The sequence below is a fragment of the Variovorax sp. dw_308 genome (genome assembly GCF_019207085.1).
In the GTDB taxonomy this organism is placed as follows: domain Bacteria; phylum Pseudomonadota; class Gammaproteobacteria; order Burkholderiales; family Burkholderiaceae_C; genus Variovorax.
In genome coordinates this window covers 83,030-109,736 of the sequence record NZ_JAATOM010000012.1, presented here as the reverse complement: position 1 = coordinate 109,736, position 26,707 = coordinate 83,030, and the positions used below count along the sequence as shown (strand labels likewise).

The following is a 26,707-nucleotide window of genomic DNA, read 5'->3' as shown; positions in this document are numbered from 1 at the left end:
AGCTCGCCCCATGCGCCATGTCCACGAAGTCATCGATGTCGCGCCGGTGCGCGAACTGAGACGCCGGCTTCATGCCTGCGCCGAACTCGGCTATGAGGTCCACCAGACAGCACAAGTCGTTTGCGAAGCGCTCGAATCCTGGGGCGTCGAAGTCACGCGCGGCATCGGCAAGACCGGCCTCGTCGGCACGCTCGCCGGCCGCCCGGGCACGACGGCCATCGGCCTCCGCGCCGACATGGACGCGCTGCCGATCCACGAGGCCAACACCTTCGCGCACCGCTCGCGCAACGACGGCGTCATGCACGCGTGCGGGCATGACGGCCACATGGCGATGCTGCTCGGGGCCGCGCGCTACCTCGCCGCGCATCGCGATGAATTCAGCGGCACGGTGCACTTCATCTTCCAGCCGGCGGAAGAGGGCGGCGCGGGCGCCAGGGCCATGATCGAGGATGGGCTGTTCGAGCGCTTCCCGGTGGATGCGGTGTTCGGCGTGCACAACTGGCCCGGCCTGCCCCAAGGCAGCATTGCGTTGCGCCCGGGTGGGCTGATGGCGTCGAGCAACCTGTTCAAGGTGCAGGTGCAGGGAACCGAGTGCCACGCGGCCATGCCGCACAACGGCGCCGATGCCCTGCTCGCAGCCTCGCAGATCGCGTTGTCGCTGCAGACCATCGTCTCGCGGCGCTTGCGGCCCATCGACAGCGCGGTGCTGTCGGTGACGCAGATCCATTCGGGCAACGCCGATGGCATCGTGCCCGGCTCGGCATGGCTCAGCGGCGCGGTGCGCACGTTTGACCGCGCAGTCACGGACGCCATCGAGAAGCGCATCGACGAGGTCGCACGCACCGCGGCTGCCACCTTCGGCTGCACCGCGCAAAGCAGCTTCTTCCGCAGCTACCCGCCGACCGTCAACGACGCCTTCGAAGCGGACTACGCCGCGCAGGTCGCCACCCAGGTCGTCGGCGCAGACAACGTCATCGTCAACTGCGAGCCGACCATGGCCTCGGAGGACTTCTCCTTCATGCTGCAGGCCAGGCCGGGCTGCTATGCCTTCATCGGCAATGGCGCGGCAGACCAGAGCATCGACGGCAGGGCGGCAGGGCCCTGCGAACTCCACAACGCCAGCTATGAGTTCAACGACGAACTCATCCCGGTCGGCGTGCGATATTTTGTGCGGCTCGCCCGGTCATTCGGCGAGCGTGCAAAGCGCAAGAGCGCCTAGACGCTTCATTCTTAAAACCAGAGACAAACCACCCAGAGCCCCCAAGGAGGACATCCCCATGCAACGACGCAATCTCATCAAACTCGGCGCCGCCGCGGCGACCGGCATCACGCTCGCCGGCGTTCCATTGCACCTGCTGGCCGCCGGCAAGCGCGGTGGCGTGATCAATGCGGTGGTGCAGCCCGAGCCGCCCGGCCTGATGCTGGGCATCACGCAGAACGGGCCCGCCGCGCTGGTCGCCAGCAACATCTACGAAGGCCTGCTGCGCTACGACGACAAGATCAACCCGATGCCCGCGCTGGCAACGTCTTGGACGGTGAACAAGGAAGGCACGGTCTTCACCTTCAAGCTCAAGCCCGGCGTCACCTGGCATGACGGCAAGCCCTTCACCTCGGCCGACGTGGTGTTCTCCGCGGACGTGTTCCTGCGCAAGACGCATGCACGCCTGCGCAACAACCTCGCGGCCGTGGAAAGCATCAAGGCGATCGATCCGCTCACGGTGGAGTTCAAGCTCAAGTACCCGTTCGCGCCCTTCCTCTACATCTTCGATGCCGCCGGCATGCCGATGGTGCCCAAGCACATCTACGACGGCACGGACTTCCTCACCAACCCTGCCAACGCCAAGCCGATCGGCACCGGCCCCTTCCAGTTCAAGGAGTGGGTCAAGGGCTCGTACATCCACCTGGTGGCCAACGACAAGTACCACGTAAAGGACCAGCCGATGGTCGAGAGCGTGTACTTCCACGTGATCCCGGATGCGGGCGCGCGCGCGGCGGCCTTCGAGTCCGGCAAGATCGACCTGGTGCCGGGCGGGGCGGTCGAGTACTTCGACGTGCAGCGGCTGGCCAAGCTGCCGGGCTGCGCCGTCACGACCAAGGGTTGGGAGTTCTTCGCGCCGCAGTCGTGGATCTGGGTGAACAACCGCAAGGCGCCGATGAACAACGTCAAGTTCCGCCAGGCGCTGATGCACGCCATCGATCGCGAGGCGCTGTGCAAGGTGGCGTGGCAGGGTTTCGCCAAGCCCGCGACCGGCCCGTTCAACAGCAGCGTCAAGTTCTACAGCGCCGACGTTCCGAAGTACCCGCGCAGCATCGACACCGCCAAGAAGCTGCTGACCGAGGCCGGCTACAAGGGCGAGACGATCCGCCTGCTGCCCATTCCCTATGGCGAGACCTGGAACCGCTCCGCCGAGATCGTGCGGCAGAACCTGTTGCAGGCCGGCCTCAAGATCGAGATGTCGGCGACCGACGTGGCCGGCTGGAACCAGAAGCTCAACGACTGGGACTACGACCTGGCCTTCACCTTCCTCTACCAGTACGGGGACCCGGCGCTGGGCGTGGCGCGCAACTACACCTCCGGCAACATTGCCAAGGGCTCGCCCTTCAACAATGTCGAGGGCTACGAAAACCCGAAGGTCGATGCGCTGTTCGACAGCGGCGCGAAGGAGGTCGACCCGGAGAAGCGCAAGGCCATCTACCTCGAGGTGCAGAAGATCCTGCTGGAAGACGTTCCCGTGGCCTGGCTCTACGAGATCAACTTTCCGACGCTCTACCGCACCAAGGTCAAGGACTTCATCAGCTCCGGCGTGGGCCTCAACGACAGCCTGGGCGGCGCGTCCGTCTCGTGATGACGCAGCAGTCACACCGGCGGCCTGATGGAGGCCGCAGATGAAGCGCGTGCAGTTCCTGCTCACGCGCGTGCTGCAGGGGATGGTGGCGCTGTTGCTGATCGCCATCGTCAACTTCATGCTGGTGCGCGCGGCGCCCGGCGACCCGGCCTCGGTGCTGGCGGGCGAGGCCGGTGCCACCGACCCGCAGTTCGTGGCGCAGTTGCGCGAGCAGTTCGGGCTCGACCAGCCGATGACCACGCAACTGGCCACCTATGTCGGCAAGGTGCTGCATCTGGACCTGGGCTTCTCCTATCGGCAGCAACAGCCGGTGCTGGACCTGATCCTGGACCGGTTGCCCGCAACGCTGCTGCTGACGGGCAGCGCCTTTGTGTTGTCGCTGCTGTTCGGCGTGACGCTCGGCGCGCTGTCTGCCCGGAAGGTCGGCACGTGGGTAGACAGCGCCATCACCGTGGTCGCGCTGGTCTTCTACGCGATGCCACCCTACTGGCTGGCGTTGATGGCGGTGCTGGTGTTCTCGGTGCAGTTCGGCTGGCTGCCGGGCTTCGGCTTCAGCACCGTCGGCGCGGGCTTGAGCGGATTGGCACTGGCCCTCGACATCGGCAAGCACCTGGTACTGCCCGCGCTCACCCTGGCCCTGTTCTACATGGCGGTGTATGCGCGCATGACGCGTGCCTCGATGCTCGAAGTGGCGCAGATGGACTTCGTGAAGACCGCGCGTGCCAAAGGCGTGCGGCCCAACCGCATCCTGCGCGCGCATGTGCTGCGCAACGCCTTGCTGCCGGTCGTCACGCTGGCGGGCATCCAGGCCGGCGGGCTCATCGGCGGGGCGGTGCTGGCCGAGACGGTGTTCGCCTGGCCGGGCATCGGCCGGCTGATGTTCGATGCGCTGCTGCAGCGCGACTACAGCCTGCTGCTGGGCGTGTTCCTGGTCACGGCCGCGATGGCCGTGCTGTTCAACCTCATCACCGACCTCGTCTACACGCTGGTCGATCCACGCATCGAGATCTGAAATGAACAGTGCATTCTGGCGGCGCTTTCGCCGCAACAAGGGCGCGGTGATCGGGGTGGCCGTGCTGGCGCTGGTGGCTGTGGTCGCGCTGGTCGGACCATCGCTTGCGACGAACGACCCGTGGGCCATGGTCGAGCAGCCGTTCCTGCACCCGTGGAGCGAGCCCGGCCTGGCGCTGGGCACCGATGCGCTGGGGCGCGACGTGCTGGCGGGCGTGGTCTACGGGGCGCGCATCTCCTTGCTGATCGGCCTGGTCTCCACCGTGGTCGCGCTGCTCATCGGCGTGACGGTGGGTGCGCTGGCGGGCTATTTCGGCGGCTGGGTCGACGTGGGGCTGATGCGCTTCACCGAACTGTTCCAGTCGGTGCCCAGCTTTGCGCTGGCCATCGTGCTGGTCGCGATCTTCCAGCCCTCGGTGTATTCGATCGTCACCGCGATCGCCATCGTCTCCTGGCCGCCCGTGGCGCGGCTGGTGCGCGGGGAGTTCCTGACGCTGCGGCAACGCGACTTCGTGCAGGCCGCCGTGCTGGCCGGCGAGTCGACGCCGCGCATCATGCTGACGCAGATCCTGCCCAACGCCATGTCGCCGATCATCGTGATGGCCTCGCTGATGGTGGCGACGGCGATCCTGCTGGAGTCCAGCCTGAGCTTCCTCGGCCTGGGCGACCCCAACCAGATGAGCTGGGGCTATATGGTGGGTGCGGCGCGCACGGTCCTGCGCCAGGCCTGGTGGATGGCGGTGTTTCCGGGGGCGGCGATCGTGCTGACGGTGCTGGCGCTGAACCTGGTGGGCGAGGGACTCAACGATGGCCTCAACTCGCGCCTGGACGGGAGGAGCAAATGAGCGGCAAACCAGCCAACCCGGTCCTGCAACCGGTGCTCGAAGTCATCGGGCTGAGCATCTCGCTGCCCAGGGGCGCCGACCGCGCGCTGGCCGTGACGGAGGCAAGCCTGTCGGTGATGCCCGGGCAGACCTTGTGCGTGGTCGGCGAGTCGGGGTCGGGCAAGTCGATGATCGCCAACTCGGTCATGGGGCTGCTGCCCAGGCCGCACGTGCAGCCGGTGGCCGGCCAGGTGCTGTTCGAAGGCGTGGACCTGTTGAAGCTGAGCGAGGAGCAGATGCGCGAACTGCGCGGGCGGCGCATCGGCATGGTGTTCCAGGAACCCATGACGGCCCTGAACCCGGTCATGCGCATCGGCGACCAGATCGGCGAGGTCTTCGATGCGCACGGCCATGTGGCGGCGCAGGAGAAGCGGCGCCGCATCCTGGCGGCGCTGGCCGACGTGGGGCTGCCCGAGCCGGAACTGATCATCGACGCCTTCCCGTTCCGCCTCTCCGGCGGCCAGCGGCAACGCGTGATGATCGCCTGCGCGCTGGTGCTCGACCCCCTGTTGCTGATCTGCGATGAGCCCACCACCGCGCTCGACGTGACCACGCAGGCGCAGATCCTGAAGCTGATGCGCGAGCTGCAGCAACGGCGCGGCACGGCCATCCTTTTCATCACGCACGACTTTGGCGTGGTGTCGGAAATCGCGGACCAGGTGGTGGTCATGCAGACCGGGCAGGTGGTCGAATCGGGTCCGGCGCGGCAGGTGCTCGACGCGCCGGCACACCCCTACACACGCAAGCTGATCGCGGCGATTCCCACGGGCTTGGCCGAGCGCGCCACGCCCGGCGGCGAGGTGGCCGACGTGCTGAAGGTGGTGGACCTGTGCAAGACCTACCGGTCCGGCAACGGCCTGTTCAAGAAGGGGCGCTCGGTCCAGGCGGCGCGCAACATCAGCTTCGCCCTGCGACGCGGCGAGACGCTGGGGATCGTGGGCGAATCCGGCTCCGGCAAGTCGAGCGTGGGCCGCTGCCTCGTCGGCCTGGCGCCATACGACAGCGGGCAGATCCTGTTCAACGGCAAGCCGCTGCCGCGGGGGCCGGCTTTCCGGCGCGAGGCGGGCGGCAAGATCCAGATGGTGTTCCAGGACCCGTATGCCTCGCTCAACCCGCGCCATCGGATCGGCGCGGCGATTGCGGGCGGGCCGATCGCGCAGGGCGTGGACAAGGCGGAAGCCATGAAGCGCACGGCGGAGCTGCTGGCGCTCGTCGGCCTGCGCGCCGATGCGGCGGAACGCTACCCGCACGAGTTCTCCGGCGGACAGCGGCAACGCATCGGCATTGCCCGCGCCCTGGCAATGCGGCCCGAACTGCTGGTGGCCGACGAGCCGGTGTCAGCGCTCGATGTGTCGGTACAGGCCCAGGTGCTGGAGTTGTTTGCGCAGGTGCGCGAGCAGTTTCACTTGGCGATGGTGTTCATCACGCATGACCTTCGGGTGGCCGGGCAGATGTGCGACCACATCGCGGTGATGCAGCGCGGCGAGGTGGTGGAGTACGGCGAGACGCACCGCGTGCTGGGCGATCCGCAGCATGCCTACACGCGGAAGCTGATCGAGGCGGTGCCGCGGCTGGCGGCGGTCGCGCCGGCTTGATATTCAGGGCTTGATGCCCTGCTTGACGAGCCATTGGTCGATCAAGCCGGCGATCTGGTCGGAGTTGCGGTCCATCATCAGCATGTGCGTGTTGCCCTTGATGCCCAGGTCGGGCAGCACGATACGGTCGCCGATGCCGCCGGCCGCGATCAGGTTGCCGCGGAACTTCTCCTGCTGGGCCGCGATGCGTCCCCAGAAGGGGAACTTGCCGAGGTTGTCGCCCCACACCCAGAGCATCGGCACGCCCTTGACGCGCGCGAAGTCGAAGGTGTCCGGGTTGGGCGAGCCCGATGTCTCCACCGCCACCAGCGCCTTGACCTTGTCCGGGTACTTCAACGCCGAGTTGAACGCGAAGTTGCCGCCCTGGCTGTGCACCACGATCACGCACGGGCAGACCTTGTCGACGTAGGCGTCGTAGGCGGCCTGCGTGGCCGCATCGTTGGTGCCCCAGCGCGGGATCGACTGCTTGGTGAACTGGTCGAAGGCGGCAATCGGGAACTGCGTGCCCGGCAAGGCCGTGCGCTGTGCCGGGTCGGTGTTGTAGGAATCGGTGTCGCCGATGCGGAACAGTTCCCAGGCTTCCTTCTTCGGACGGAAGAAGGGCTCGCTCTTGAAGATCTCCGGGTAGCGCGCCCACGATGCGCGGCCGCGTTCGACCGCGTCGCTGATGTAGACGTCGTAGCCGGCGCGCAGGAAGTAGCTCTCCCAGCCGGGCTTGCCGTCGGGCTTGGTCTCGAAGGTGGTGCCGGCCAGGCCGCCGCCGTGCCACAGCAGCAACGGGTACCTTGCCTTCGGGTTGGCCAGCCGCGTGTACCGCGCATAGAGGGCCTCGACCTCGAAGTCGCCATTCGGATTGAGCTTGAGCGGCGGTGCGCCGGGCGTGAAGGTCAGTTCCTTCTCCGGCAGGCCCGAGAGCGTGACCGCGCGGCCGCCGACATGGAAGCTGCCGACCTCGGTGACCTGCAACGCAGGCGCGGCGCAACCGAGCAAGGCAGCAAGCGCCACGCAAGCCGCGGCGAATTGGAAGGCTCTTTTCTTCATGGTGACTCCGGTCGAGGGAGCCATCATCGTTCAAGTGACTTCGCGCTGCTCGACGTGGGAAGGAATCAGGACCTTCTCCGGGGGCAGCCGGGCGCCGGCGCCCGGATTGCACGCCGCGCGGTGCGCTCAGTCGCCCGGGGCCGCCGTGAGTGCGCGCCGGGTGGAGGCGGCGCGCTTCGCTGGCGCCGCATTCGCGATGGCGCCCGCGCTGTCGACGGGCGCAATCCTTCCTTCTTCTTCAGGGTGATGGGAAATTCGCGCGTTCAGGTAGTGAGTTCGCCGATCATGGCCGCGTCGAGCACGCCATTGGCCGGATGTCCGTTCTGCGCTTGCCAGGTCTTGACCAGGTTGGCAGAGGTCTGGCCGAAGACACCGTCGGCGTGGATATCGACACCGCGATCGGAGAGCCCGAGTTGCACCAGGCGCACGTCCAGCCCGCGCGCCAACGGCGCCTGCAGCGCGATCGGCCGCGATCCCGGGTGCGGACCGTCGTAGCAGCCCGGCGGCATCGCGGCCAGGGTCGCCGCCGAGATTTCCTGGCTGCGCACCAGCAGCGGCAGCCCGAGCGCCCAGAAGCCCTGGTCGATCAGGCGCTTGAAGGCGTCCATGCGGTAGACCGTGGGGCGCAAGTCCGCGCGTACATTGTTCTCGAGCCAGTCTCGCCGGGTGGCGACGTACGCGGTGATCCAGGCGCGTTCGCCGATGGCGTCCGGTGCGCCGGCAGACTGCGTGGTGCGGTCGCGCATGGCAGCCCACGCGCCATGGACGAAGCCGTCATAGACCACGGTGGTCGCCAGCGGGCTGTTCAGTCCCAGCTTGCCGGCCGCGCGCAACGCGGGCTGCCAGTAGGTCTGGTCGAAGAAGATGTCCTGCGTCTCGCGCATGACCGGATCGTCGGCGGTGGCACGCAGCACGTTCTGCAACTTGAGGTCGTTGTCCAGGGAATGGTCGATGGCCACGAAGCGCGGCAGCGACGGCTTGAGTCGCGCGCCGAACCGGGCGCCCAGGTTCGCACAGTATTTCTGCAGCAGCAGCGCCAGGTTTCCCGAGCCCAGCGTGGTCTGCGAGCGACCGAAGGTGAGGTGGCCGGTGTCGCCGGCAATCAGCGTCACGTTGCCGTAGTCGCCGAGCACTTCGCCCGTCTCGAAGATGTTGACGATGGCCTTGGCCGCAGCCGCCTGCGTGGGTGTGATGGCGGCGGTCACGCCGGCCGCCGGGGCAGCCTGTGCGGGGGCCGGGGCGGTCGCAGCCGCAGCCGATGCGGCGACTTCTTCGAATGTCAGGATGCAGCGGCCCGGCCGTGCGGGGTCCGGGGCGCAGCCGGTGACGTGAAAGCCGATCTGCTCGGTGTCCAGCGTCCTGTCGGCGCAGTCTTCGCAGGGGATGTTGCGGTTCATGGGAGCTCCTTCTACGCAGGGGATGGACGACCGGCGAGCCCGCAGACGTATTGGCGGTGCAGGTTCATGCGCAGGGTGGTGTCTGGCGAATCGGCGTTGATTTCCACCAGGAACATCGTGTACCTGTTGCGGGCTGCGGCCGGGGTCATGGTGGCGAAGTCGCCGACCTTTGCTTCCTTGTCGAGCACGCCGAGTGCGTCCGCGTTGTTCCATACCTTGGGCAATTGCGCGTCGCCAAGGCTGGCCAGGCAACTCAAGGTGACCAGCGCAGCCCGGCTCTGCGTGCGCTCTTCCAGCCGATAGGCATCCAGTGCGGAATTGGCCTTGGACATGAACATCCTGCGCACTTCAGGCTGTCGCGCGAGATCGGTGGCGACGCTGCCGGTGGCGAACAACTGGCCCGCGCCGAACTGCGTGGCCTGTGCCGACGTGCCGTCCACATCGGACTGCAGTGTCGCCAGGACCGATGGGAAGGCGCCGTCGGTCACCGGAATGACCGAGAGTTCCTTGCGCTTGTAGCCCAAGGTGAAGGTCGACGTGCTGCCGCTGGCTTCGAAGCCGAGTTTCAGCCCGAGGGTGGTCGAGGTGCCGAAGAACATCGGCTTGAAGTTGCCTGTCAGCGCCGGGTCCGGCGAAGTTTTCACGTTCGGGTTGGCCAACACCCGGGCGGCGTCGCCGGTCGCGTAGACCTGCTTCACCTGCCGGTCCAGGAGCTTGCCGTTCGTGGTGAAGGTTGCCAGCACGGGCGGCACGGCGCTGGTGTCGTAGCGGGGGCCGAAGTAGCCCTCGACGCGGTCGTAGGCGATGCTGGCGGCGGGAGGTGTCTGCTCGACATCGATGGCGAGCGAGGACTTGGTCACGAAGACCACGGTGTCGGGTCCGGTGGCGCAGGCTGCCAGCAACAGCGAGACCAGGAGGCCGGGAAGGGCATGCAGGCGTTTCATCGCGATGTCTCCAGGTGAGCCGCCCGTACCGGTGCAACGCACACGTCGTTGCGCAGGAAGCCGAGCGTGGTGTCGCCGTATCCCAGGACGAGGGCGTTGCCGGCCTCTGCCTGGGTCCACGTCAGCCCGACCGTGCGCACGTTCAGGGTCTCTGCCGCAGCCTGCGGATTCATCGGCGGGAGCGTCAGGACCATCGCACCCACGATGTGCCGGTTTCCTTCGCTGTCGACCCACACGTGCGCGCAGCCAGCCAGCAAGGCCAGGCCGGCAACAGTTGCCAGTCGACGCAGGGTCTTGCTGGAATCAGGCTCCATGCGGCCATTACATCCATGGCGGGTTGCGGTGCCATCCTCACAAGAGGTGAGCTTCGGCCGGGACCGACACCTGCCGAAAGCTCAGGAGTTCATACGACTTTGCAATCAAGCGCAGAACAAGGCGGAGCGCCGCAGACAGTGCTGTAGCACGGCAAGGCGATCCAACGCAGTTATGCGTTTGATTGCGAAGTCGTCAGTCGATGCGTCGCTGCCACGCCGCAAACAGCCCTGCCGCCAGCGCGATCGCCGCGATCGCGGTGAAGCCGTCCATCGAGGCCATGAATGTCGCCTGTTGCTCAAGCAAGCGCTGCAAGGTGCCAAGCGCCATCGCATGCGCCTGCGACACGGCATGTCCCGAGGCCTCGAAGCCTCGCGTGAGCGCATCGACGGCCTGCATGAAATTCGCGTTCGCAGGCGTCGTCGTCTCGCTCAGCCGCACTTCGTGCACCGCCAGCCGATGCTGCTGCAACGCGATCACGCTCGACGTGGCGAATGACATGGCAAGCTGCCGCATGAGGTTCTTCAGCCGGTAGCCGTGCGCGAACTCCTCGCCCGCGAACTGCCGAAAGGTGAGGTTGGCCACGGGCAGCACGATGAACAGCATCAAGAGGCCGCGCAGCACCAGTGGCCCGACGAGCGCGACCTCGCTGGCCTCGGGCGACAGGTGCGCCATCCAGAAGCCCGCGACGGCCGCGACGCCGAAGCCGGCCACGATCAGCCACTTCTTGCGCGTGAGCCGCGAGGCGTAGCGCAGGTAGACGAACAGCGGCAAGCCGGTCACCAGCGCGATCGTGCCTGTGAGGTAGCCCGCTTCGCTCACCGTGTAGCCGTAGCCGCCTTCCATCAGGCGCGGCAGCAGGTAACTGAAGGCCGTCGAGAGGTAGTAGTAGACGACGTACAGCGCCAGGCCCACCTGGAAGGTCTTGTTCTGCAGTGTTCGCATGCGAATGATCGGCGCGGGATGCGTCCACTGCTGGACCGCGAACCAGCCAAGCCCGGCCAGCCCTGCGATGGCCATGCCGACCATGGCCGGCGAGCCGGAGAACAACTCGAAGTGCGTGCGCGTCAGCACCACTTGCAGCGCGGCCTGCGCCAGTGCGAACACCAGGAAGGCCACATGGTGGGGCTCGGTGCGCTGCTGGAAAGGCACATCGCCCACGTCAGGCACCGACCACAGCACCAGCAGCCCCACGCCCACGGCCGGGATGGCGGTGCACACGAACAGCCAGCGCCATTCGAAGCCGGCCACCAGCCAGGCGCCGAGGATCGGCGCGAGCCCCCCGCCGAAGACGACCAGCGTCATCAGCGACTTGAGGGCCTTGGGTCGGCCGGAGGCGGGTAGGTTGTTCTGGATCAGGATGCGGCAGGCGCCGAGCATCGGGCCGATGAAGTAGCCCTGCAGCGACCGCGCGAGCGTGAGCTGCGCCGAGTTGTCGCACAGCGCGGCGCCGAAGCCGCCGAGCGCGAACATGAACATGCAAATGGCCAGGTAGCGGCGGTAGCCGATGCGTTCGACCCACGCATGTTGCTGCAGGATGCCCAGCACCGCGAACAGGGCGTAGGCGCTGGAGGCCCAGACCAGTTCCTCGGGCGACGCGTTGACGCCCGCGGAAATGTAGGTCGCGAAGAAGGCGAACAGCGCCGCGTCGAAGTAATCGAGCGCGACCACGAGGCCGATCGCCCACGGCATCGCCGATGAGGCGCTGATGCGCTGCGGCTTCATCGCGCCGGCCCGCCGCGGCGGAGATGCGCCAGCGCGGCTGCCGGCGCCTCGCCTGCGAGGCGGCGCTCCACGTACTGCTGGTCGCGCTGGAGTTGCGCGTGCAAGGCGGAGGCTTCCTTGAGTTCGCGGCGGACCTGCGCCATGCGGGCATCGAGCGCGGCGATCTGTTCGCCGAGCGTGTCGTGCAGCTTGCGCAGCGACGCCTCGGACAGCGCCGACGAGCCACCTTCCGGCGCTTCGTCCACGGGCTGCTGGAGCATCGCGGTGATGACGGTGAGCGAGAAGCCCAGCGACTTCATGCGCAATGCGCGCGCGAGCTTCTCGAGGTCGGCCGCTTCGTAGAGGCGGTAGCGGCCTTCGCTGCGCATGGGCACGACGATCCCGCGCTCCTCGTAGTACTTGAGGGTGCGCGGCGTTACGCCGAGCCGGGCTGCGGCTTCACGGACGGTGACGGGTGGGGCTGCTTCCTTGATGGGCATGGCCGATTCGCTCCTGGCGGGAGCAAGTCTAGCACAACATATACGTGAACGTACAGGTTTGGGTGAGGCGGCCCCGCCGTGTTGTCGCGCGTCCGACGATGGAAAACCGGCGTCCCACATCGGGGCTGCGGGCACTACTGTTGCTAATTGTTAACCCTAGCCATCCCAAAACTTCCCGTCGATATAGTTTGATTGGCGAATCAAATTGTTTTCATCGAGGTGGGCGCGACCACCGGGAAGAGGCAGATGACAGGTCTCCAGCTACGCACACAGAAGTCCGCTGAACGCGCCAGCGTCCACGGCGTCCACTCGCTGGACCGCTTCGTCTTCACCGTGCCGGACCTCGACACGGCGGTGCGCTTCTACGATGCCTTCGGCCTGCAGTTGCGGCGTACGAACGGCCAGCTCGACCTGCGCACCTGCGGCCATCCGCACACGTGGGGGTCAGTCTTCCAGGCGCCGGGGCCGAAGAAGCTGCAGTACCTGCGCTTTGCCTGTTTTGCCGAGGACTTCGACGCCATCGCCGCACGCATCGATGAACTGAAACTCCCGCCCTGCGCGCCGCATCCACTGGGCAACGACGAAGGCCTCTGGCTCATGCATCCGGACGGCTTTCCGGTGCAGGTCGTGGTGGGGCCGAAGAGCATGGCGGATGCGCGCAGCACACCCATCGTGGCGGACCCGGTGCCGGTGGGTACGGGCGCATCGCTCGCGCGCTCGCGCATTCCCAAGGTGCATCCACGCCGCTTGTCGCATGTGCTGCTGTTTTCGCCGGACGTCGCCGCCGCCGCGGACTTCTATGAGAAGGCGCTGGGCCTGCGCGTCTCCGACCGCTCGGCCGACATCATCGTGTTCCTGCATGGTGCGCATGGCAGCGACCATCACATGATCGCGATGGCCAAGTCGAACGGACCGGGCCTGCATCATTCGAGCTGGGACGTGGGCAGCGTCGACGAGGTGGGGCGCGGCATGGAGCAGATGCTTGCGGCTGGCCACACCGAGGGCTGGGGCGTGGGCCGGCATGTGCTGGGCTCCAACTATTTCTACTACGTGCGTGACCCGTGGGGCAGCTACGCCGAGTACTCCTTCGACATCGACTACGTGCCCGGCGACTTCGACTGGACCTCGGCGGACCACCCGCCGGAGGACTCGTTCTACGCCTGGGGTCCGAAGGTGCCGGAAGAGTTCGTCACCAATTTCGAGATCCAGGGCTGAAGCCCGCGCGGTCGAACAGGCCGCATTCCCCCATTTCAAGGAGACAAGCATGACCATGGACCGTCGTTCATTCGTGGCCGCTGCCGGCTCGATCGGCGCGCTCGGCGCGAGTTCGCTGCTCGGGGGCAACGCCGGGGCGCAGCCCGCGGGCGCGCCGATTCGCATCGGCGGCACGCTGGCGCTCACGGGACCGCTGTCGGCGACGGGCCTGGTGCACAAGCTCACTGGCGAGATCTATGTCGACGGGCTCAACAAGCGCGGCGGCCTGCTCGGCCGGCCAGTGGAATGGGTGCTGAAGGACGACCAGTCGAAGACCGACCTGGCGCGCACGCTCTACGAGCAACTCGTCACCTCCGACAAGGTCGACCTGCTGATCGGCCCCTACGCGACGGGCAACATCCTGGCGGCGATGGGCGTGGCGGAGCGCTACAACAAGACGCTGGTGCACCACACCTTCGGCATCCCGAACCTGGCGAAGTACGCGCAACAGTTCCCGGCCTGGTCGATCGGGCCGGACCCGGAGAAGACCTTGCCGGCGCTGGTGCTGGACGCGCTCAACAAGACGGCGCAGCCGCCGAAGACCATCGCGGTGGTCACGAGCAAGTTCCCGTCGGTGCACTTCGTTGCGCTGGGCGCGCGCGAGGTGGCGAAGCAGCGCGGACTGAATGAAGTGCTGTTCCTCGAATGGGACTTCGGCAACCGCGACTACGGCCCGATCGCCGGGCGCATCAAGGAAGCGAACCCGGATTTCATCTGGACCGGCGCGATCGGCCTGGAGGGCACGCAACTGCTCGATGCGATGAAGAAGATCGACTATGCGCCGCGCCTGCACTTCTATCACTTCCCTTCTCCGGCGCCGATGCTGAAGGCGCCGGAGGCCAACGGTGCGCTCTCGATGACGATCTTCGAGGACCATCCGCCGTTCACCAGCAACCCTGCCGCCGCCGAGTTCGTGAAGGTCTACCGCGAGCGTGCCACGCAAGCCAACCTGCCGGACACGACCGTCGAGACGCAGGCCGCGGCCTCGTTCACCGCCTGGCAACTCATCGAGGCGGCGGTGGTCGCCACCAAGGGCATCGACGACAAGGCGATGGCCGCCTGGCTCAAGGCGAACCAGGTCGACACCATCCAGGGCAAGCTGCGCTTCAACGAGCGCGGCAACTTCGGCGCCGACCTGAGCAAGGTGAAGCAAGTGCAGAACGGCAAGTGGGTGACGGTCTGGCCGCCCGAGTGGGCCGCGCCCGGCGCGAAGCTGGTGACCCGAAGCACGTAGCCGAGCCCGGATGAACCTTCCCAGCGCCACGCTGCTGGCCCAGTCGGTTCTTGCAGGCCTGTTCACCGGCGCGCTCTACGGCTTGCTGGGACTGGGCCTGAGCCTGTCGTGGGGCCTGCTGCGGCAGATCAACCTGGCGCATTTCGCACTGGCCTTCCTGGGTGCGTACCTGACCTACGAGCTGTCGAGCCGGTTCGGCATGGACCCGCTGCTCACGCTCGCGATCATCGTGCCGCTGTTCTTCGTGCTGGGGGTGGCCTTGCACGCGCTGCTGACGCGCTTCCGCGTGAGTCCGTTCAACTCGCTGCTCGTGACCTTCGGCGTGACGGTGATCATCGAAGCGCTGATCCAGTGGGTGTGGACTGCAGACTTTCGCAAGCTCGAATCGAGTTACGCGGAGCACAAGCTGCGGCTCGGACCGCTGTTCCTGCCGGTGCCGGAACTGATCACGCTGGGCCTGGGCGTCGGGATTTCATTCGCGGTGTGGCTCGTGATGAGCCGCACCGACCTCGGCAAGGCGATGCGCGCCGCGGCGGAAGACGCGCCGATCGCCGCGGCCTTCGGCGTGAACCAGAATGCGCTGGCCCTGATGCTCTCGGGCCTGAACGCGGCGCTCGCCGGCGTGGCGGGCGTGTGCATCGCGCTGGCCTACACGATGTCGCCTTCGCAGATCTACGCGTGGATCGGCGTGGTCTTCGCGGCGGTCATGCTGGGTGGGCTGGGCCGGCCGTTGGGGCCGCTCATCGCCGGCTGCATCATCGGTGTGACGGAGGCGGTCACCATGGCCGTCACCGCGCCTTCGTGGGCGCCGCTGGTGTCCTTCTCGCTGCTGATGGCCGTGCTGCTGGCGCGGCCGGGGAGGGTGGCTTGAGGCGTTCGCTGTTGCTGCTGTTCGCCGTGGGCGCGGTGTTGGCCGTGGTCCCGTGGCTGCGCCTGCCCGCCTTCTATGAATCCATCCTCTACCTGGTGCTGCACTGGATCGCGCTGGCGACCTCGTGGAACCTGCTCTCGGGTTACTCGGGGTACTTCTCCTTCGGGCATGGCGCGTTCTTCGGCATCGGCATGTACACCACGGCCACGCTGGCGACGCGCTTCGACGTGCCCTTCCTCTGGACCTTGCCGGCAGCGGCCGTGGCTGCCGCGCTGTTCGGCTCGCTGCTTGGCGCCGTCGCGTTCCGCGTGCAGGCCGTTCGCGCGGAGCTGTTCTCGCTGCTGACGCTGGCCGCGACCTTCGTGGTGGCCACGATCATCCTCAACACGCCGATCGATGGCGGGCCGGGCGTGTCGATGGCCGGCGTTGCGGTGCCGGCGATCGGGCCGACGGCATCGGGCACCTTCTACCTGCTTGCGCTGGCTGGCGCGCTGCTCGCGGTGGTGGCGGCGCTGGTCGTGCATGGCTCGCGCTTCGGCACCGGCCTGTTTGCCATCCATGACGACGAGGACGTGGCGGAAGTGATGGGCGTGCCCACTTTCCGCTACAAGCTGGGCGCCTTCGCGCTCTCCTGCGGGCTGGCCGGCTTGGTGGGCGGCGTGCATGCGCTGTTCATCTCGTACGTGACGACCGGCGACACCTTCACCATCGCGATGCCGCTCACCGTCATCCTGATGGCGGTGCTGGGCGGCACGCGCCATTGGGCCGGGCCGATCGTCGGCGCTACCGCGATCACGCTGCTGCTCTATGCCTTCACCGGCAGCGAGAGCGCGGTCATCGGCAAGGGGCTGACGGGGTTGGTGCTGATCGTCGTGATCCTGTTCATGCCGGAGGGCTTGCTGGGGCAGGCGCTGAAGTGGTGGGGGGCGCGGCGCGGGCCTGCGACAGCGGGGCGCAAGGTCGCTGCAATGTCGACGACGCAACCCGTGTCAGAAGCGGATATGGCCTCCGCAAGATCGCTGACGCAGCCCGCATCGCCCGCGCCGCAGACCGGCGAGGTGCTGTTGCGCGCACAGGGCGTGCACAAGTCCTTCAAAGGTGTGCAGGCGCTGCGCGGCGTGGACCTGGAAGTGCGGCAGGGCGAGATCCTTGGCCTGCTTGGGCCCAACGGGTCGGGCAAGTCGACTTTCATCAACGTCGCCAGCGGCCACTATGCGGTGAGCGCGGGCAACATCGAGTTCGCGGGACGGCGCATCTCCGGCATCCCGGCCCACCGCATCGCGCATGGCGGCATGGCCCGCACCTACCAGATCCCGCGGCCCTTCGCGCACCTCACGGTGCTGCAGAACGTGGCGCTGCCGGCGATGTTCGGCGCCGCATCGCTGGACCGCCGCGCGGCCGAGGACGAGGCTTGGCAGTGGCTGGCCTTCACCGGCCTGACCGGGCGGGCCCATGCGTTGCCGGCCGAACTCAACCTGCACCAGCGCAAGTTCCTGGAATTCGCCCGCGCCCTGGCCGCGCGGCCGCGGATCCTGATGCTGGACGAGGTGCTGTCCGGCCTCACGCCTTCGGAGATCGACGAGGCCGTGGCGCTGATCCGGCGCATCCGCGACCAGGGCGCGACCATCGTCTTCGTCGAGCACGTCATGCGTGCGGTGATGGCGCTGTGCGACCGCGTCGTGATCTTCAACCGTGGCGAAGTGCTGGCCGAAGGCCTGCCGGCCGAGGTGATGCAGCGGCCCGCCGTGGTCGCGGCTTATCTCGGCCAGGCGAAGGAAGCGGGTTTGCCGACAGCAGCGGGCTTCGACCCGGAGCCGGCCCATGCTTGAGCTGCATTCGATCCGCGTCGCCTACGGCCAGGCGGTTGCGCTGTGGGATGTGTCGCTGAGCATTGGCGCTGGCGAACTGCTCTGCGTCGTCGGCCCCAACAGCGCCGGCAAGAGCACGCTGATCCATGCCATTGCCGGGCTGCACCGCATCGGCGCCGGGCGCATGGTGTTCGAGGGGCAGGACATCTCGCGGCTGGCGCCGCATCGCTTCTGCGCGCGGGGCATTGCGCTGGTGCCGGAAGGGCGTCGGCTGTTCACCGGGATGACGGTGCGCGAGAACCTGGAGATCGGCAGCTACCTGCCCGCGGCGCGGCGCGAGCGTGCGCGTTCGCTGGCTCGCGTGTGCGAGCTGTTCCCCGTGCTCGCCGAAAAGCTGTCGCAGCCGGCCGGTGCGCTGTCCGGCGGCCAGCAGCAGATGGTGGCCATCGCCCGCGCGCTGATGGCGCAGCCCCGGCTGCTCCTGCTCGACGAGCCCTCGCTCGGCCTGGCGCCGAGCATCGTGCTCGACATGTTCGAGGCGATACGTCGCATCCACCAGGACGGCATCTCCGTCCTGCTGGTGGAGCAGAACGTCAGCATGGCGCTGGCGATTGCACAGCAGGCCGCCGTGCTGGAAGAGGGGCGCATCGTGGCGGTCGGGCCGCCCGATGAGCTGATGGCGCGGCCGGAATTGCGACGTGCCTATCTTGGGCTGGAGGCCGCGAGCGCTTGATGGGGGCGGGCCGGGCTTGGCCCGGCGCTGGGGGTTCTCGAGTCGATGTGGCTTTGCCATCTCGACGCGATCCCCCCGCTCTCAACTCGGCGCGCCGCGCTGCAGCAAGGTCTTCAATTCGCCGCTGTCGATCAGCTTCTGCACCTCGGTCGCGCCGCCGACCAGCACGCCCTTGACGAAGACCATCGGGAAGGTCGGCCAGCCGGTCCAGATCTTGAGCGCATTGCGGTCGCGCCACTGGCTCAGGTAGCTGCCGTACTCCAGGTACTTGTAGGCTTGCCCGGCCTGGTCCAGCGCCTTGCGCGCTCTCCGGGGATGCGGGTTCATCGCCATGCCCACCACGACCACGTCGTTGGAAGCGATCGCGGCCACGACCTCGCGCACGAGGGTCTGGCGGCTCTCGGCCACCTTGGTACGGATGGCGGGGTGGATGTGGGCTTCGTCGAGGACGGGGCGGGGCATGGGCGGCTTTCAGGGGTTGAGTGACTGTGCCGCGCGCAGACGCGAGCGCCTGGGTGGCGGCAGCAGGCAGCATTTTGGCGTCCGCGACCTCCGTTTGCATCGCGTGCCGTTGCCGCCGCCTTGTCACTTTCCCGTGCGACACCGACCCGGCCACGGGTCCGTCGCTGTTGGCCCTCTGGCGCCCGGCCGGCGCCTGAAAGCGCCTTACTCGAAGAGCACTTCCGCCACGACCGGCGCGCCAGGCGAATTGGTGTCCGCGTTGGCCAGCGTGTCACCCTTGCGGAACCAGTAGCGGCAGCCCGTGCGCTTGACCATCGTCACACACATCTGCCCGTCGTCGCGAATGGCCCAGGTGCCGCTGGCCTTGCCCATGCCGGAGCGCGACGCGTCGACCGTGCCGTCCGCGTGGTAGGCCCAATGTGACACCGCGCCGCTCTGCAGGTTCTTCGACAGGATCGCCTTGCCGACCAGGCTTTCCTGGATCTCGCCCTTGTTCAGGTAAGTGCGGTCTTCGGCGACCGCCGGGATCGGATGCAGCAGTGCGCCGAGTGCTGCCACCAGCGACAGCATGCAGGTCGTCCAGAACAGGAAGCGCGAAGAGAGTTTCATGGGCCGTGCTCCGAAGTGGATTCGCGCCGGTTGCGCGACTTGGGTGCGGGCAAATTTAGTCGTCCTGTCCTCTTTGAAGGAGTGCAGGCTGCATAGGGGTCATGTGACTTTTGTCACTTTCCGTGGCGCAATGGCGGCGCGGTGTATCAGGCGTGATGCACTCGTGCTTTCATGTACCGCGAATGGGTGATGTACCGGACCCTGAATGGGTCGCGACTTTGCTGTGCACTTGCTGACCGGGAGGGCTTGTGATGGCGCACGGTGGCTACCCCGTCTCCCGCCTGCGGGAGAGGGCCGGATTGAGGGCATGCCCCGCCGCCGCGCCCCTCAGCGCCGATTCCCCAGCACCAGTATCGACACCCCCGAAGCGACAAACGTCGCCCCCGCCCCGAAGTTGAGCCAGCTCGTCGCCTTCGGCCGTCGCTCCAGCCATCCGGACAGCCTGGCCGCATAGCTGCCCAGCACCGAGAAGATGATGGCCGTCACCACCGCGAAGATCGCGCCGTAGACCAGCATCTGCACCGTCACCGAGCCGCGCGACGCGCTGACGAACTGCGGGATGAACGCCAGCACGAACAGCCCCGGCTTCGGGTTGAGCACGTTCGACAGAAGCCCCGTCGCGAACACGCGCGGAAGGCTCTGCCGCGCGGCCGGCGTGAAGGAGATCAGATTGCGCGAGGCCAGCGCCTTGAACCCCAGCCACAGCAGGTAGGCCGCGCCAATCAATTTGACCGCCCAGAAGGCCGCAGGCGACGCCTGGATCACCAGCGTCAGCCCCAGCGCCGCGGCCGTGGTGTGGACCATGATGCCCAGCCCCGCGCCAATCGATGAAAGCACCGCGGCGGCCCGCCCCTGGCTGAGCCCGCGGCTGATCGCGAGGATGTTGTCCGGCCCCGGTGCGATCACGACCAGCAGCACGGCGAAGAGGTAGGCGGCGAGGACTTCGGTGGGGAACATCTCAGACTCCGTGACCGGCGTAGTGCGCACCGGCGATGACGAAGGGCAGCACCAGTTCCGGAATGAGATAGCCCAGCCAGACCGCGGCCGGCTTCGGCAATCCGACCTTGCTGATCGACAGCAGTCGCCCGCAACCAGCCAGCAGCACGCCCAGCGCCAGCAGGTAGACCAGGGTTCCTTGCTGCCGGATCGTGATGCCGGCCCAGAGGCTGATGAGCCCCGTCGAGAAGTACACCCCGGCCATGAAGCGGTGCACGTTGTCCAGCCGTGGCTCGGTGTGCGGCTGGCCCAGCACCATCTGCAAGGTGCCCCCGGCCATGGCAATTGCCGCCACCAGGAACAATCCGATGCGCACGACCCATTGGCTCGCGAGCAGCGCTTCGCTGTCGGGCATGGCGCGGGACTCAGTTCATGAAGACCGTGTCGTCCTTCGGCTGCGGCGGTATCTTGATCGCAATCGCCTTGACCGGTCCGCTCGTCACGATCGAACCGCCATGCGCCATGCCTTTGGGAATGATGATCAGCGTGCCCGGCTTGAACTCCTTGCGTTCATTGCCGAGCCACATCGCGCCGGTTCCCTCGATGATGTACTGGATCTCGTCGGTTTTCGGATGGTTGTGCTTGGCGACGTTGCCGGACTGGATCGCGATGGTGGCGTTGTCGGTGCTCACCAGGCCCTTGGAGTTCATCTCGGGCAGCGGCGTTGTGGGGAGGTCGCCATGCTTGATCGCCATCAGGTCGATCACCATCGGCTGCAACGGCGCCGCCTGCGCATGCGCCTCGCCGATCAGGTGATGGGCCGTCGGTGCGACGACGATGCCGGCAACGAATGCAACGGCAATGAGTAGACCCAGGGTTGTCCTGTGAAGGCGCATGCAGACCATCCTTTCTTCGCGTGCGGATATTCGCGAAGGAAGTATGCGTTCGGCACCGGGCCGCGCAAGAGGGCGTTCACCCCCTTCACTCCCTTCACTCCCACTCCCGCGCGCGGGAGTGGGCCGGGGTCGGGATTCACCAGATCCCCTTCGCCATCCTCTCGCGTCGAGCCAGTTCCCTCTCGCTCGGCGCGGCGCTCGCGAACGAACCGGGCTCTATATCGCCGCTCGGCAAATAGGTGCTCATCACCACGCCGCTCGTCGAGAGCTTCGACCGGACAAGCCGAAGCGCCGATGGCCTGGCCGTCTCGCCGAAGAGCCGCTTGCCTCGTCCCAGCACCACCGGAAAGGTCCACACGTTGTACTCGTCGATCAACGAAGCGGCCTGCAGCGTTTGAATCAGGTCGCCGCTGCCGATCATCTGCAGGTCCGGGCCCGGCGAGGCCTTGAGCGCGGTGATCGCCGGGACCACGTCTGCATCGAGCAGGACCGAGTTGTTCCAGTGCAGCGTTGTCAGCGTGCGCGAAGCCACATGCTTTCTTGCTGCATTGAGCGTCTTCGCGATCGGGTTGTCGTCTGGCTGGTAGGGCCAGTACGCCTCGAAGATCTGATAGGTCTTGCGCCCCAGCACCAGCTCGCGATCCTTTCCGTCGAAGCCTGCCTCGGAGATGTCCATGCTGTCGTCCGCGTAGCTGAACATCCAGCCGCCAAGGCTGAACCCACCCGTGGGGTCTTCCTCCGGCCCGCCCGGCGCCTGCATGATTCCGTCGAGCGAGGCGAATGTGGATGCGATGAGTTTTCTGGCCATGATGGAAACGCTCCTGTCCTCAGCGGGTGGCTCGTTCGCCGACTTTAATGTCGCGCGCAGTTTTGGCTACCCTGTCGACTCATAGCGCATCGCCAACCCCGGACTTCCTCGTTATGAATGGCATGGCGGGAGGGGGCAGGTCACACATCCTCCAGGCCGGCTACGACATCCGGACGGTCCAGGATCTGGTCGGCCACAGTGCCGTGAGCACCACCATGATCTACCCGCACGTGCTCAACAAGGCCGGGCGCGGCGTGCTCAGCCCGCTCGACATCCTCTGAAAATCACTGCCTGGTGAACACCAGCACCGAGTTCGTCCCGCCGAACGCGAACGAATTGCTGATGGCCGCTTCCAGCCCCGGCGCGTTGGCGCCGGCTTCGCGCACCAGGTTCAGGCCGCCGCATGCCGGCTCGACGGTGGCGCAGTTCGCATTGGGCGGCAATGCTCGGTGGTGCAGCGCCAGCACCGTCACCACGGCTTCCAGTGCGCCAGCCGCGCCGAGCAGGTGGCCGTGCAAGGCCTTGGTCGAACTCACGCGCAGATCGCCAAAGGCCTCGTCCTCACCCCAGACGGAAGCCAGCGCATCGCGCTCCACCACGTCGCCGATGCGCGTGGCCGTGCCGTGTGCGTTGCAGTACCCGACGTCCCGGGGCTGCAGCCCGGCCTGTTTCAGCGCGGCGCGAATGGCGCGGGCCTGGCCCGTGGCGTCGGGCTTGGTCAGGTGCGTGGCGTCGCAGCTCATGCCCCAGCCGGCCAGCGTCGCATAGCTGCGGGCGCCTCGCGCCCGGGCGCGCTCGGCCGATTCCAGCACGATGAACGCGGCCCCTTCGCCCAGCGCAAAGCCGCTGCGATCGGCCGCGAAAGGCCGCACCGCCGAAGCCGCCTCGCCGGGCTGGAAGGTGGCGAGCGTCTGCATCGCCTGCCAGGCCAGCACCACGCCGGGCACCACCAGCGCCTCGCTGCCGCCGGCAATGGCCACGTCGATCTCGCCGCGCTGTATCGCCTTGGCTGCTTCAGCAATGGCGATCGCGGACGAGGCGCAGGCCACGGAGTAGGTCAACACCGGCCCCTGCACACGCTGGCGCAGCGCGATGTGCGAGGCGGGCGCGTTGGGCATGAAGGCCGGGATGGTCAGCGGCGGCACACGTCCGCCGCTGCGGTAGGCGGACTCGAGCGCCGTGGCTCCGCCCATGCCGCAACCCGCGTAGATGCCGATGCGTTCGGGGTCGACATGGGTTCCGTTGCCGCCGTCGGACAAACCCGCATCGCGCATGGCCAGGTCGGCCGCGGCCACTGCAAGCTGGCTGACCCGGTCGACGCCGGCCAGTTGCAGCTTGGTGAACCAGCGCGTCTCGTCGAAGGCCACGGTGGCTGCGGCGGCGGGCTTGGGCAGTTCCGGAAAGACTGGTCGCACCGCGGATTCGCCGCGCATCAGTGCCTCGAACATCGCCTGGGCGTCCGCGCCATGCGGCGCCATCACACCCAGGCCGGTGACGTCGACCCGCACGTTCACGTTGTCTGCGCGGCCTTGAGCTGGTCGACCAGATCGGCCAGCTTGGCCAGCGTGTCGACGTCGGTGTCGGCATCGGGCATGGTGATGCCGAACCTGTCTTCGATCGCGAACACGAATTCCACCAATGCCAGCGAATCAAATCCCTTGTCGCGCAAGGAGGTGTTCGGGTCGAGTGTGGACGTGTCGATCCCGTACTTCTCGTGGATCAGTTCCTGCAATTCTTTCAGCGAACTCATGCCTGTATCGCGTGGCCACCGAGCGAGGCCAGTTAGTCATTGATGACGGATGATATCCGTTCAGACCGTGAGGGCTTCCATCCGATGGGGGGTGGGACGCCAGTGCAACGAGGGCAGCGCGAAAGCCAGGCCCAGGAGCGCGCCGGCGAGGGCGTCGAGCGCCACGTGCTGCTTGACCGCCAGCGTCGAATACACGATGGCCATGAACCACAGGGCGTTCGCCAGCCGGAAGGCGATCGGCGTGCGCGCCTGCCGGAACACGTCGTCTAGCCGCAAGGCCGTGAACATGGCCGCCGCCACATGCATCGAGGGGCAGGCGTTGCCCGCCGCGTCGACGCCCTGCAGCATGGCAAAGCCGGCATAGCCCGAGACGTCGAAGGCCAGCGGGGGCACCGCGGTCGGCCACACGTAGAACAGGGCCAGGCCGGACAGGCATAGCCCGCCCACCCAGAGGCCATAGACCACAAGCTCGGCAAAGTTGCGCTGCAAGCCGGGCGCAACGCCCACGTAGAGCCAGAGCGACAGGTACGCGCCCAGCCATTGCGGCCCGAACGGGATCAGGTGGTCCAGCGCGGTCAGCGGCATCTCCGTCACGGAATTGACCGGATGGCGCAGCAGGTGGAAGTAGCCGATGAAAAAGAGCCAGGTGAAGGTCGTGGTGCCCACGAGCTTCAGCCAGAACAAACTGCGAAAGCGCAGCCACATCTCGGCTTTCCAGGGCGGTGGGGCGGGGATGCCAAACGAGTCTGTCGATGGATTCATGTGCGTGGTCGAGCCTGCCCGAGCATATGCCGAACGCACGACAACAAGCTGACGGCGTGGCACGCAAATCCCTTGGGCGTCCAAGCCCATTTAAGAAATTCTGAGTAATCCCTTAGGCATTTCTTAGCAGCGCTGCGGCGCGCCGGTTCCTAGACTTCCGTTCAAGGCTGGCGCATCCGGCACCGCCTTCCACCCACTTGAATGAAGGACCGATCACCATGAAGAACGACCTCGACGAACTGCAACGAGTGGCGCAGGCCGCGGCCGCAAATGCATCGCGCGTCGATTTGTATGCAGGCATTCACAAGGGGCTGCGCGCGCTGATGGCAGACACGCTGCTGGCGGTGGGCCGCATGGACTGCGACGACGCGTTGGAGCTGGCGCAGACCACGCAGCGCGTGATGGAACTGCTCGACTTCTGCCGTTCGCACCTGGCGCACGAGAACGAGTTCATCCATCCTGCACTGGAGGCGCGTGCGCCGGGCGCGAGCGGCGTCATCGCGCATGAGCATGAAGAGCACGAGCGTGACATCCGCTTGCTCGGGGAATTGGTCACGGCCCTTCTGCAATGCGCGCCGGAGGACCGGGCGCGGGCCGCGGCGACGCTCTACGGCCGGTTGTCGCTCTTTGTCTCGCACAACTACGAGCACATGTACATCGAGGAAACGGCGCACAACGCGGTGCTGTGGGCGCGCTACACGGACGCGGAGCTGATCGACATCCACAACGCCCTGCTGGCCTCGATTCCGCCGCATGAAATGATGTTCGCCGTGCGCTGGATGGTGCCGTGGATCAACCCGGCCCAGCGCGCCGCGATGCTGGGCGACATGCAGGCCCATGCGCCCGCGCCGGCCTTCGAGGCGGCGCTCGGATTGGTGCGACCGCATCTGCGCGAGCAGGAATGGACCAAGCTGATGAAGAGCCTCGGCCTACCGGTGGAACGCGGACCGCTCGAAGGCTGTTGATCAGCCCATCTCGACCAGGTTCACGGCCCGCTCGACACGCAACCGAAAGCGTCCCCGCCCGGTCTTCTCGATGCGGATGTGGGGACTGTTCTCCACCAGCCGGCGCTGCAGCAGCACCAGGCGCGCCTCCAGGTTGTCGGCCACGTCGGGCAGGCCGATGCTTGGGTCGAGCCGCAGCTCGCGGTTGCTGAACTCGCTGCGGCCGTGGCCGGCGTGGTCGCGCAGCAGCTTCCACAGGATGGCGCCGGCCACGCCCTTGATCAGGTACTGCCCGTCGATGAACACGCTGTCGTTGACCCGGTAGTGCCGCAGCTCCAGCGCGGCTGCGCCGGGCGCTGGCTGCGCGCGCGGCGGCGCGGCGTCCTGCACGGAAGGCGTCTCGCCGGCCGGTTCCGCGGCGTTCTGCAGCAATTCCAGCGCGGCGCCCAGTTGCCCGGCAATGGCGACCATCGCGTCCTCGTCCTCGTAGCCGAAGCGCATGTCCAGCGGACTTTCGACGAAAAGCACGCCCAGCAGCCGGCCGGTCGAGACGATCGGCACGGCCAGCTGGCTGTGCGGCTCGGGCAGGCCGGGGTAGGGGATGTCGGTGTCGAGCGCCAGGCCCGGCTCCAGCAATTGCATGCTGCTGCGCACCGCGTGGCTGTAGCTCGCCGCGTTGGTCATGTGGCTGATGCGCACCGGTGTGCATTCGCGTGCCGCGACGCCGATCACGCCGTGGCCCATCTCGATCTCGGAGCCCACGCCGGAGGTCGCATAGCCCGCGCTGGCCACCGTGTAGAGCCGGTGCGCGTTGGCGTCCAGCATCAGCACCATCGCATGCTGCACGTCCATCTGGTCGTGCAGGGTGGCGAGCGTGGCCTGCAGCAGTTCGTCGGTGCCGCTGCAGCGCATCAGCCGCTCGGCCGAACGGCGCAGCGCACCCAGCAGGCCGATCGCTGGCGCCGGTGGCGCGGGCAACGGCGAGCCGTCCACGCATTCGATGGACAGCACCTCGTAGATGTCGGCGCCCAGCAGCTTGAAGACGCCCGCCATGCCGGAGTGCGAGGCGATGCCCGCCAGTTGCGCCTTCATGCTCTCGAAAGTCGGGCCGCTGGTTTCGGTGCGCAGGTAGTGCAGGTGCAGCCGGTAGAAGGCGGCGGTACGCGGATGCATCACCAGCGCCGCCGCGTGCGGGTTGGCCAGGATGTTCTGGCGCGTCTTGTTGAAGAACTGGAAGGACAGGGCGACGTGGCGATCGTCCACATAGCAGACCTGCGACAGATAGGCGACATTGGGCGTGCCGTCCTGCGCGCAGGTCGCCATCATCGACGGCACCATGCCTTCGAGGCAGCCGCGGATCGCGGACAGCTCGATGGTGGCGTGGATCGTCATCGGTGCGCCGGGCG

27 protein-coding genes and 1 pseudogene are annotated in these 26,707 nt (G+C 67.2%); 12 read left to right on the top strand and 16 right to left on the bottom strand.

Annotation, left to right across the window (positions count from 1 at the left end; genetic code table 11):
- The first annotated feature begins 10 nt into the window (after positions 1 to 10).
- From HCU76_RS22265 to HCU76_RS22245, 5 genes are read left to right on the top strand one after another with little or no spacing between them, the layout of a single operon-like run.
- Positions 11 to 1,219 (top strand): M20 aminoacylase family protein, encoded by a 1,209-nt coding sequence (locus HCU76_RS22265; protein ID WP_218510682.1) that lies wholly within the window; start codon positions 11 to 13, stop codon positions 1,217 to 1,219.
- A gap of 58 nt (positions 1,220 to 1,277) precedes the next feature.
- Positions 1,278 to 2,846: an ABC transporter substrate-binding protein gene (locus tag HCU76_RS22260; protein ID WP_218510681.1), complete on the top strand. Its 1,569-nt coding sequence runs from the start codon at positions 1,278 to 1,280 to the stop codon at positions 2,844 to 2,846.
- A gap of 40 nt (positions 2,847 to 2,886) precedes the next feature.
- On the top strand, positions 2,887 to 3,858 hold the full coding sequence (locus tag HCU76_RS22255; RefSeq protein ID WP_218510680.1) for an ABC transporter permease: 972 nt from the start codon (positions 2,887 to 2,889) through the stop codon (positions 3,856 to 3,858).
- 1 nt (position 3,859) lies between these two features.
- A complete protein-coding gene (locus HCU76_RS22250) occupies positions 3,860 to 4,702 on the top strand; it encodes an ABC transporter permease (RefSeq protein ID WP_218510679.1) in 843 nt (280 codons plus the stop codon).
- Entirely contained in the window at positions 4,699 to 6,336 is a 1,638-nt protein-coding gene (locus HCU76_RS22245) for an ABC transporter ATP-binding protein (protein WP_218510678.1), read from the top strand. The genes HCU76_RS22250 and HCU76_RS22245 overlap by 4 nt, the downstream gene beginning before the upstream one ends.
- Positions 6,337 to 6,339: 3 nt before the next feature.
- Here HCU76_RS22245 and HCU76_RS22240 read toward each other — a convergent pair whose 3' ends face one another.
- The 6 genes from HCU76_RS22240 to HCU76_RS22215 form a co-directional block, all read right to left on the bottom strand.
- Positions 6,340 to 7,377 (bottom strand): alpha/beta fold hydrolase, encoded by a 1,038-nt coding sequence (locus HCU76_RS22240; protein WP_218510677.1) that lies wholly within the window; start codon positions 7,375 to 7,377, stop codon positions 6,340 to 6,342.
- Positions 7,378 to 7,640: 263 nt separating this feature from the next.
- On the bottom strand, positions 7,641 to 8,774 hold the full coding sequence (locus tag HCU76_RS22235; protein ID WP_218510676.1) for a peptidoglycan-binding protein: 1,134 nt from the start codon (positions 8,772 to 8,774) through the stop codon (positions 7,641 to 7,643).
- A gap of 11 nt (positions 8,775 to 8,785) precedes the next feature.
- A complete protein-coding gene (locus tag HCU76_RS22230) occupies positions 8,786 to 9,718 on the bottom strand; it encodes a hypothetical protein (protein WP_218510675.1) in 933 nt (310 codons plus the stop codon).
- Positions 9,715 to 10,032, bottom strand: a complete 318-nt coding sequence (locus HCU76_RS22225; protein ID WP_218510674.1) for a hypothetical protein — start codon at positions 10,030 to 10,032, stop codon at positions 9,715 to 9,717. Before HCU76_RS22225 ends, HCU76_RS22230 begins: the two co-directional genes overlap by 4 nt.
- Before the next feature lie 193 nt (positions 10,033 to 10,225).
- Positions 10,226 to 11,755 (bottom strand): MFS transporter, encoded by a 1,530-nt coding sequence (locus HCU76_RS22220; protein ID WP_218510673.1) that lies wholly within the window; start codon positions 11,753 to 11,755, stop codon positions 10,226 to 10,228.
- On the bottom strand, positions 11,752 to 12,234 hold the full coding sequence (locus HCU76_RS22215; RefSeq protein ID WP_213954047.1) for a MerR family transcriptional regulator: 483 nt from the start codon (positions 12,232 to 12,234) through the stop codon (positions 11,752 to 11,754). The genes HCU76_RS22220 and HCU76_RS22215 overlap by 4 nt, the downstream gene beginning before the upstream one ends.
- Positions 12,235 to 12,480: 246 nt before the next feature.
- Between HCU76_RS22215 and HCU76_RS22210 the strand changes: the two genes are divergently transcribed.
- From HCU76_RS22210 to HCU76_RS22190, 5 genes are read left to right on the top strand one after another with little or no spacing between them, the layout of a single operon-like run.
- Complete coding sequence (locus HCU76_RS22210) at positions 12,481 to 13,449, top strand: VOC family protein (protein WP_213954048.1); 969 nt, start codon at positions 12,481 to 12,483, stop codon at positions 13,447 to 13,449.
- A gap of 49 nt (positions 13,450 to 13,498) precedes the next feature.
- Complete coding sequence (locus tag HCU76_RS22205; protein WP_213954049.1) at positions 13,499 to 14,722, top strand: amino acid ABC transporter substrate-binding protein; 1,224 nt, start codon at positions 13,499 to 13,501, stop codon at positions 14,720 to 14,722.
- A gap of 10 nt (positions 14,723 to 14,732) precedes the next feature.
- A complete protein-coding gene (locus HCU76_RS22200; protein WP_256354341.1) occupies positions 14,733 to 15,593 on the top strand; it encodes a branched-chain amino acid ABC transporter permease in 861 nt (286 codons plus the stop codon).
- Positions 15,590 to 17,422, top strand: a complete 1,833-nt coding sequence (locus HCU76_RS22195; protein WP_218510672.1) for an ATP-binding cassette domain-containing protein — start codon at positions 15,590 to 15,592, stop codon at positions 17,420 to 17,422. The genes HCU76_RS22200 and HCU76_RS22195 overlap by 4 nt, the downstream gene beginning before the upstream one ends.
- Positions 17,415 to 18,134: an ABC transporter ATP-binding protein gene (locus HCU76_RS22190; RefSeq protein WP_213954051.1), complete on the top strand. Its 720-nt coding sequence runs from the start codon at positions 17,415 to 17,417 to the stop codon at positions 18,132 to 18,134. Before HCU76_RS22195 ends, HCU76_RS22190 begins: the two co-directional genes overlap by 8 nt.
- 81 nt (positions 18,135 to 18,215) lie before the next feature.
- Here the strand turns inward: HCU76_RS22190 and HCU76_RS22185 are convergent, their stop codons facing one another.
- The 6 genes from HCU76_RS22185 to HCU76_RS22160 all read right to left on the bottom strand — a co-directional run bounded on the left by HCU76_RS22185 (position 18,216) and on the right by HCU76_RS22160 (position 21,845).
- The gene (locus HCU76_RS22185) at positions 18,216 to 18,596 is read right to left on the bottom strand and encodes a glutaredoxin domain-containing protein (RefSeq protein ID WP_213954052.1); all 381 of its coding nucleotides are present in this window, start codon (positions 18,594 to 18,596) and stop codon (positions 18,216 to 18,218) included.
- A 204-nt stretch (positions 18,597 to 18,800) separates the two neighbouring features.
- Positions 18,801 to 19,205: a hypothetical protein gene (locus HCU76_RS22180; protein WP_213954053.1), complete on the bottom strand. Its 405-nt coding sequence runs from the start codon at positions 19,203 to 19,205 to the stop codon at positions 18,801 to 18,803.
- Positions 19,206 to 19,532: 327 nt separating this feature from the next.
- The gene (locus HCU76_RS22175; RefSeq protein WP_218510671.1) at positions 19,533 to 20,162 is read right to left on the bottom strand and encodes a LysE family translocator; all 630 of its coding nucleotides are present in this window, start codon (positions 20,160 to 20,162) and stop codon (positions 19,533 to 19,535) included.
- A gap of 1 nt (position 20,163) precedes the next feature.
- Entirely contained in the window at positions 20,164 to 20,556 is a 393-nt protein-coding gene (locus tag HCU76_RS22170; RefSeq protein ID WP_218510670.1) for a DUF4345 family protein, read from the bottom strand.
- Between the two features lie 10 nt (positions 20,557 to 20,566).
- Complete coding sequence (locus HCU76_RS22165) at positions 20,567 to 21,037, bottom strand: cupin domain-containing protein (protein WP_213954056.1); 471 nt, start codon at positions 21,035 to 21,037, stop codon at positions 20,567 to 20,569.
- A gap of 136 nt (positions 21,038 to 21,173) precedes the next feature.
- Positions 21,174 to 21,845 carry a dihydrofolate reductase family protein gene (locus HCU76_RS22160; RefSeq protein WP_213954057.1) on the bottom strand — a complete coding sequence of 224 codons (672 nt, stop codon included), beginning with the start codon at positions 21,843 to 21,845 and terminating at the stop codon, positions 21,174 to 21,176.
- A gap of 146 nt (positions 21,846 to 21,991) precedes the next feature.
- On the opposite strand from HCU76_RS22160, the pseudogene HCU76_RS22155 reads away from it, so the two are divergent.
- A pseudogene (locus HCU76_RS22155) lies at positions 21,992 to 22,126 on the top strand (tyrosine-type recombinase/integrase); the annotation flags it as partial.
- A gap of 3 nt (positions 22,127 to 22,129) precedes the next feature.
- Here the strand turns inward: HCU76_RS22155 and HCU76_RS37250 are convergent.
- The 3 genes from HCU76_RS37250 to HCU76_RS22140 are packed head-to-tail and all read right to left on the bottom strand — an operon-like array spanning position 22,130 to position 24,357.
- The gene (locus tag HCU76_RS37250; RefSeq protein ID WP_218510669.1) at positions 22,130 to 23,359 is read right to left on the bottom strand and encodes a beta-ketoacyl-[acyl-carrier-protein] synthase family protein; all 1,230 of its coding nucleotides are present in this window, start codon (positions 23,357 to 23,359) and stop codon (positions 22,130 to 22,132) included.
- Entirely contained in the window at positions 23,356 to 23,595 is a 240-nt protein-coding gene (locus tag HCU76_RS22145; RefSeq protein ID WP_218510668.1) for an acyl carrier protein, read from the bottom strand. The genes HCU76_RS37250 and HCU76_RS22145 overlap by 4 nt, the downstream gene beginning before the upstream one ends.
- Before the next feature lie 60 nt (positions 23,596 to 23,655).
- The gene (locus tag HCU76_RS22140; RefSeq protein ID WP_213954060.1) at positions 23,656 to 24,357 is read right to left on the bottom strand and encodes a phosphatase PAP2 family protein; all 702 of its coding nucleotides are present in this window, start codon (positions 24,355 to 24,357) and stop codon (positions 23,656 to 23,658) included.
- Positions 24,358 to 24,575: 218 nt separating this feature from the next.
- On the opposite strand from HCU76_RS22140, the gene HCU76_RS22135 reads away from it, so the two are divergent.
- On the top strand, positions 24,576 to 25,322 hold the full coding sequence (locus HCU76_RS22135; protein WP_218510667.1) for a hemerythrin domain-containing protein: 747 nt from the start codon (positions 24,576 to 24,578) through the stop codon (positions 25,320 to 25,322).
- On the opposite strand, the gene HCU76_RS22130 is transcribed toward HCU76_RS22135, so the two are convergent.
- Positions 25,323 to 26,693: a GAF domain-containing protein gene (locus HCU76_RS22130; RefSeq protein ID WP_218510666.1), complete on the bottom strand. Its 1,371-nt coding sequence runs from the start codon at positions 26,691 to 26,693 to the stop codon at positions 25,323 to 25,325. It abuts the gene before it with no gap.
- Positions 26,694 to 26,707 lie beyond the last annotated feature (14 nt).